This window comes from Lutibacter sp., assembly GCF_041562875.1.
GTDB lineage: Bacteria > Bacteroidota > Bacteroidia > Flavobacteriales > Flavobacteriaceae > Lutibacter.
In genome coordinates, this window is record NZ_JBFFOE010000120.1 from 1 (window position 1) to 6,366 (window position 6,366).

The following is a 6,366-nucleotide window of genomic DNA, read 5'->3' on the forward strand; positions in this document are numbered from 1 at the left end:
AAATCCGCCAAACAAAATTCTATTAAAAAACCCGAACCAAAGATGTTTGCCAACGGGCTTTTATAAGATTTGTGCGACTGGAAAATCGGAGATTTTTCGGTGGTAGCAAATCGTTTGTTGAATGTTTGTCAGTTCGTTATTTAGTTTAAATGTAAGCATAAATTTTATGAGTTGTTGCCATTTAGCTGCTTTTTGGTCATTATATTCAAATCATTTTTCATAGTTACAATTTTTATTATTTTTTAATTTCAATCACTCTTTTATTCCTTAACGTTTTTCTTACGTTCCTTATAGTCATTTTTGTACTCCTTAACGCTTATCTTTAACTCCTTTGAGTCATTCTTGCGCTCCTTATAGTCATTCTTGTATTCCTTAACGTCTATCTTGAGTTCCTCATTGTCATTTTTGTACTCCTTAACGTTTATCTTGAGTTCCTCATTGTCATTTGTGTATTAATTAAGGCTCATTTTCAATTCCTCTGAGTTATTTTGCTATTTTTCAACTCATACAGTATTTTCTTTTGATTCTTTTTTTATTATTTATTTCATTGCTCAAATTCTCCGTTGTAATAAAAATTGAAAATAATCAATTATAAATCAAATAGTAGAGTGGAAGTCAATCTGAAATTTGTCAGACTTGTTGAATTTTATTTTAAAGAACTTTATCAGTTTGTTGCTCTTCCGCAGTTAATGGCAACTTGTTATATCATTACTTATACTACTGTTCTCCGCCTCAAATTGTCGGGATAAACGCATGTTTTTGTATTCTTTATCGGTTTTATGATACCATTGAAATGTTGCAATTTTTTAAGTATCTAGCTAACAAATATAGCTAATTAAAATATAGGTTTAAACGAAATAGATTAATTTAGATAAACTCTAAATAAAGATTTTGAAATCTTTTCAGTATTATTTTATTATCCCAGAATAGATGAAATATCAGGATTCTGTAGCATCTATAAATGATACTTCAAATTATTTATTATATAGAAGCTGCATTGGGAGAAGGAGAAAAAACAGGAAATGAATGTGTTTCAAAATTTATTGTTGAAAGAGATATATAGTACTTTTAAAAATAATTTTTAGAAACACCAAATAATGGAGCTTCTGAAATCCGCCATTAAATAAAAATTTATAATATTAAAAATCTATTGTAAAATCACTAGAATAATCTTTTGGTAGTTCAGCTCCAATATCTCTTAAATAATTTTCCAAACCACTCATAGATTTATGGCGCGTAATTGTCATAAGTTTATGTTTTGATTCTAATTGTGTTAAACCTTGTTTTAAAAAGCTATTATATAAATCTAGTGCAAAAGTGTGCCTAAAACTATAAATACCATAATCATTATTTAAATTAAGCTTATTCTTTAATTTTTTAAACCGTCTTATAAAAAAATCTGTTTTACTTTTTTCTCTACTGGTGTTCCATAAAGCTGGTTTAAATTCATTTGTAAAAATATGGTAATTATTTTTTTTATAATCAATATCTAATGTTTCTATTACAGATCTTAATTTATCAATAATTAAAACAGTTGAGCTATCTTCAGTTTTGGTTTTCACTTCAATAATACCTCTTATTAAATCAATATTTTCAACTTTAATTCTGGTTACTTCAATAGGCCTTAGAAAAGCATACATTACAAATTGAATATACTTAAATAAATAAGGATCATTTGCAAGTAGATATTTTTTAATATCAATCAATTGCAATTTTGTAAATGGTTTATTCTTTTTTGGAACTTCTTTATGTTTGGGAATACTATTTGTAAAATTTTGTTTTAATATATCATCATTTACTAATTGCTGAATTAAAGAAACAACTAATCGTCTATAATTATTTCTAGTAATGCTAGTAATTTCATTTTTTGTTGTTAAATTATTTAGAAATAATGAAATATGTCTTTTTGTTAAGTCTTCAATATTTTTTTTTGTTAAATTATTCTCATTAATCCAGCCTATAAAAACATTAAATAAACTTCTATGTGAATGTTTAGTTGTTTCGGCCCATACTTTGCATTTTTCAGTAAAAGCCAATTGCAATGCTTCTGCAATTGTATAAGTTGTTTTATTTATATCTTCTAATTTGGTATTCTCTGTAAATGGGTTATATCCGTCTTGTAGCCAACACGTAACTCCTTGTTGTAAATATTTAATTGCAATGTTCCGTTTAGTTACTGAAGTAATAGTATTAATACCAGCTTTCACAATAAACCGTTCCATTTTATCAGTATATGGATTTCTATAAGAGTAATACACATACCAATCTTTATCAATATCAACTTCATTAGTTTTGATACCTTTTCCTTTAAACATTTTTACTTTTGAATATATCATTTTAAATTTAAAAAGTGATACGGTAAGTGATATTTTTTGTTTTTGAATTTCCATTTTTAAGTAATTAAAGTTTGAAAAAAACATTATAATTACTTGTAAAACAGTTAGTTGAAAGGAGTGCACATAATAAGATTCGAACTTACACGAGCTATTGCTCACCAGCCCCTCAAGCTGGCGCGTCTACCAATTCCGCCACATGTGCATTTTATACTACTTAAAATAAAAAAAGTTAAGCATAAAGCTTAACTTTTTTTGTGACCGGGCTGGGGCTCGAACCCAGGACCACCTCCTTAAAAGGGAGGTGCTCTACCAACTGAGCTACCAGGTCATTTATTCCTTCCGCAATTGCGAGTGCAAATATACCACCTAATTTGAAAAAAACAAGTTTTTTTGTATTGTTTTTTAAACGATATTTGTTTTGAAATTCTAAAGCACTAAATATTAGTTTATGAAAATTGTTTTATTAGGTTATATGGCAAGTGGAAAATCAGCTGTTGGTACTATTTTATCTAATAAGTTAGGTGTGCAATGCATTGATCTTGATAATTTTATAGAAGAAAATGAACAATCAACTATTTCTGAAATTTTCAAGACAAAGGGTGAAATTTATTTTAGAAAAAAAGAAGGAGAATATTTAAAAGAATTACTAAATTTAAAAGAAGATTGTATCATTTCATTAGGAGGAGGGACTCCTTGTTATGGTAATAATATGGAATTCATTGAAAATAATTCAAAATCTTTTTATTTAAAAGCATCTATAAACACCCTATTTGATCGATTAAATGGTGAAACTTTAAAAAGACCTTTGGTTGCCTCAATTGGAAAAGAAAATTTGAAGGAATATATTGCAAAGCATTTATTTGAACGTACGCTTTTTTATCAAAGAGCACAACATACAGTTACTGTAGATGAAAAAAGTATTTTTAAAATTGTTGATGAAATAGTTGAGCTACTCTAAAATAGCATATGAATTTTCACCTTCAAATAGCACTGATACATGCTCATGCATAGATGTAGACAATGAAATTCCTTTATAATCAGCTTTTACAGGGTATTTTTTATGGTTTCTATCTACCAAAACTGCAGTGCTAAAACGTTTTAATGGAACTTCTAAAAAATGCTTGATTCCATAAATTAAAGTGGTTCCGGAATTTAAAACATCATCAACTAAAATTAATGATTTATTTTTATAATCTAATGGTTTTAAACTTGAGGATACTTCGTTTAGAGGGTTTTTCTTATCAATAAAAACTTCACATAAAACTACATTTAAATCTGAAATTTCATTTAATGCCTTAAGTATTTTTTCAGCAAAAACATAACCATTACCAGTTATACCGGCAATTATTATTTCTTTTTCCTTGCAGTTATCTTCATAAATTTGATAAGCAATTCGTCTTGTCTTATTATGAATTTGTTCGTTGGTTAATATAATAGAACTTTCCATGGAAACTTATTTTTTTTCAAAGATAAAAAACAATTCTCTACCAAATCTAGGTTTTATAGAATTATAACACTTGTCAAGTGTTAGGATATTAAATTTTTTAGAAAATAGTTGTAAATACTCGTCTAAACTTCCACCAAATGGAGGTCGCCCTTCTTTTGTTAAGTCAAAATCAAAAAGTAATCCTATTAGTTTTCCTTTTTCTTCTAATAAACTCGCCATTTTATTAACGTACTTTAATCTGATATCAGGATGTAATGAACAAAAAAAAGTGTGTTCTACAATTAAATTGTATTTTTTGTTATGCTTAAAAAAATCAGCTTCTATTAAGTTATTTTCTGGAAAAGAAGCAACTCTTTCTTTTAAGTTTTTAAGTGGTTGTAATGCAATATCTATAACATCAATATTTTTAAAACCTTTGTTATGTAAATATTCTGCTTCATAGCTGTTTCCAGCTCCAGGAATTAGTATTTTTAAATCTTTGTTGGATAATTGACTAAAATAAGCTTCAAGAGGAGAAGAAATATGGCCAATATCCCAACCAGTTGCTTTTTCAATATATTGCTGTTCCCAATAATTTTTATCAAATGGATTTTTCATAAATTTATAACGATTTCATTAAACCACCATCAATAGTGATATTAGTTCCTGTAATATAGGAAGCATATTCTGAAGCTAAAAAAGAGACTAAATAAGCGAATTCTTCAGATTTACCTAGTCTTCCTGCAGGAATATCATTTACAATAGATTTTAAATTGTCTTCAACTGAAATTCCCTTTGAAATAGCCTGAGTTTGGTTTAGTTCTTGAATTCTTTTTGTGTCAAATTTACCTGTTAAAATATTATTAATAGTAATGCCAAAAGGAGCAATTTCACGCGATACTGTTTTTGCCCAAGTAACTACTGCAGCTCTTATAGAATTTGATAAAACAAGATACGATATAGGCTCTTTAACTGTTATTGAAGTTGCGTTAATAATTCTACCAAACCTGTTTTTTTTCATATTTTCAATAGCTAACATTGTAATATGATTTGTTGTTTTGAATAACAAATCAAATGCTTGTTGATAATCGTTTGTGCTTTTGTCAAAAACTCCTCCTGATTCTGGGCCGTTGGTATTGTTGATAAGTATATCTATTTGATTATTTTTGAAGTAGTTTATCGTTGTTTTTTCAAATGAGCCAAAATCATAAAAGTCAGTGATAATATATTGATGTTTTTGATTATAATCAGTATTCAGTTCAGAAAGTACTTGTTTTAATTTGTCTTCATTTCTGGCCATTAGTGTTACGGATGCTCCGCATAAGGCTAATTGTAGTGCTATTGCTTTACCTAAACCTTCAGTACTTGCGCCAACAAGCGCTTTTTTATGTTGTAAATTAATCTTCATCACTATGAAATTCATTTATATCTCGTCTATCTTTTTTTGTAGGCCTTCCTTCTCCCTTTTTTCTATAATAGTCTTTAGAATATTTTAATAAATCTAATTTTTCAAACTCTTCTGCAGGTGTAATATCTTTTCTATATAAATCAACAAGTTTAGCTCCAACACGACTTGCAGGGATATCTAAAACTTCAATTTCATAATTAATCTGATTCTTACGAATCGTAATTTTTTCATGATTAAAAACTGTTTTTGAAGGTTTTAAATTATCGCCATTCATTTTAATATGACCTTTTCTGCAAGCTTCAGTAGCGTTATTTCTAGTTTTATAATAACGTACACACCATAAATATTTATCAATTCGCATTAAATTCCTATAATAAAGTTAAATTTTATCTTTTATCTTTTAACAAAGGTATGAAAATAGTATCTTGCGCACTTAAAAATTAGACTGAATGAAATTTAAAAATTTATTTTTTATACTAGCTATAGCACTAGTTATTTTTTCTTGTAAAAATGATAATAATGATGCAACTAGTACAGATCCTGCAGCACAATCTTTATTGGATGATGAAGCTTTAATTGAGTATTTGCAAACGCATTATTTAAATGAAGATGATGGTGGACTTTGGACAATTACTAATGGAGAAACTCCAATAATGGATGATGATAGGCTTGCTGTACAAGATATTATAAAAGATGATATTGCATATAAACTATATTATTTGAAAGAACAAGAAGGTATAACAATTTCACCTTCAAGAGCAGATTCTGTATTAACAACTTATACAGGTATGCTTTTAGATAGTACGGTTTTTGATTCTAGATCTTCAGTAGTTTGGTTTTCACTTACAAATGTAATTGATGGTTGGGGATACGGTTTTACAAATTTTAAAGGAGGAACTAAATTTATTAATGATGATGAATCTTTTTACTATACAGATTCAGGTAAAGGTATTTTATTTATTCCATCAGGTTTAGGTTATGGAAGTTTTGGAAATGGTTTTATCCCAGGAAATGCACCTTTAATTTTTCAGATAACATTGGATGCTGTAAATGAATCGGACGATGATCATGATGGTATTTTATCTAAAAATGAAGATTTAGATAACGATGGTAATGTTAAAAATGATGATACAGATGGTGATGGAATTATGAATTATTTAGATAGTGATGATGATGGTGATGGAATTTTAACGAAA

General features: G+C 27.8%; 7 protein-coding genes and 2 tRNA genes. 2 read left to right on the top strand and 7 right to left on the bottom strand.

The window, feature by feature from the left end; all coding sequences use genetic code 11:
• Window positions 1–1,139: 1,139 nt before the first annotated feature.
• From ABY863_RS12140 to ABY863_RS12150, 3 genes are all read right to left on the bottom strand, one after another.
• Window positions 1,140–2,390, bottom strand: a complete 1,251-nt coding sequence (locus ABY863_RS12140; protein ID WP_372795205.1) for a tyrosine-type recombinase/integrase — start codon at window positions 2,388–2,390, stop codon at window positions 1,140–1,142.
• 64 nt (window positions 2,391–2,454) lie between these two features.
• Window positions 2,455–2,538, bottom strand: a tRNA-Leu gene (locus ABY863_RS12145).
• A gap of 53 nt (window positions 2,539–2,591) precedes the next feature.
• A tRNA-Lys gene (locus ABY863_RS12150) sits at window positions 2,592–2,664 on the bottom strand.
• A 120-nt stretch (window positions 2,665–2,784) separates the two neighbouring features.
• Here ABY863_RS12150 and ABY863_RS12155 point away from each other — a divergent pair.
• Window positions 2,785–3,294, top strand: coding sequence for a shikimate kinase (locus ABY863_RS12155; RefSeq protein WP_372795207.1), 510 nt, complete (start codon window positions 2,785–2,787; stop codon window positions 3,292–3,294).
• Here the strand turns inward: ABY863_RS12155 and ABY863_RS12160 are convergent.
• Genes ABY863_RS12160 through ABY863_RS12175 form a run of 4 tightly spaced genes read right to left on the bottom strand, consistent with a single transcriptional unit; the run spans window position 3,286 to window position 5,531 of the window.
• Entirely contained in the window at window positions 3,286–3,783 is a 498-nt protein-coding gene (locus tag ABY863_RS12160) for a phosphoribosyltransferase family protein (RefSeq protein ID WP_372795209.1), read from the bottom strand. The genes ABY863_RS12155 and ABY863_RS12160 overlap by 9 nt on opposite strands.
• Window positions 3,784–3,789: 6 nt before the next feature.
• Window positions 3,790–4,380, bottom strand: a complete 591-nt coding sequence (locus ABY863_RS12165) for an SAM-dependent methyltransferase (protein ID WP_372795211.1) — start codon at window positions 4,378–4,380, stop codon at window positions 3,790–3,792.
• Between the two features lie 4 nt (window positions 4,381–4,384).
• Entirely contained in the window at window positions 4,385–5,170 is a 786-nt protein-coding gene (locus tag ABY863_RS12170) for an SDR family oxidoreductase (protein ID WP_372795213.1), read from the bottom strand.
• Window positions 5,160–5,531, bottom strand: a complete 372-nt coding sequence (locus tag ABY863_RS12175) for an RNA-binding S4 domain-containing protein (RefSeq protein WP_372795215.1) — start codon at window positions 5,529–5,531, stop codon at window positions 5,160–5,162. The genes ABY863_RS12170 and ABY863_RS12175 overlap by 11 nt, the downstream gene beginning before the upstream one ends.
• 88 nt (window positions 5,532–5,619) lie before the next feature.
• On the opposite strand from ABY863_RS12175, the gene ABY863_RS12180 reads away from it, so the two are divergent.
• On the top strand, window positions 5,620–6,366 hold a 747-nt coding region (locus ABY863_RS12180; RefSeq protein WP_372795217.1), incomplete at its 3' end, for an FKBP-type peptidyl-prolyl cis-trans isomerase.

What these genes read in the sequence shown, in the direction of transcription:
- ABY863_RS12165 (WP_372795211.1), bottom strand. Translation starts at nt 4,380, where the DNA reads ATGAAAAATCCATTTGATAAAAATTATTGGGAACAGCAATATATTGAA.
- ABY863_RS12140 (WP_372795205.1), bottom strand. Translation starts at nt 2,390, where the DNA reads ATGGAAATTCAAAAACAAAAAATATCACTTACCGTATCACTTTTTAAA.
- ABY863_RS12175 (WP_372795215.1), bottom strand. Translation starts at nt 5,531, where the DNA reads ATGCGAATTGATAAATATTTATGGTGTGTACGTTATTATAAAACTAGA.
- ABY863_RS12170 (WP_372795213.1), bottom strand. Translation starts at nt 5,170, where the DNA reads ATGAAGATTAATTTACAACATAAAAAAGCGCTTGTTGGCGCAAGTACT.
- ABY863_RS12155 (WP_372795207.1), top strand. Translation starts at nt 2,785, where the DNA reads ATGAAAATTGTTTTATTAGGTTATATGGCAAGTGGAAAATCAGCTGTT.
- ABY863_RS12160 (WP_372795209.1), bottom strand. Translation starts at nt 3,783, where the DNA reads ATGGAAAGTTCTATTATATTAACCAACGAACAAATTCATAATAAGACA.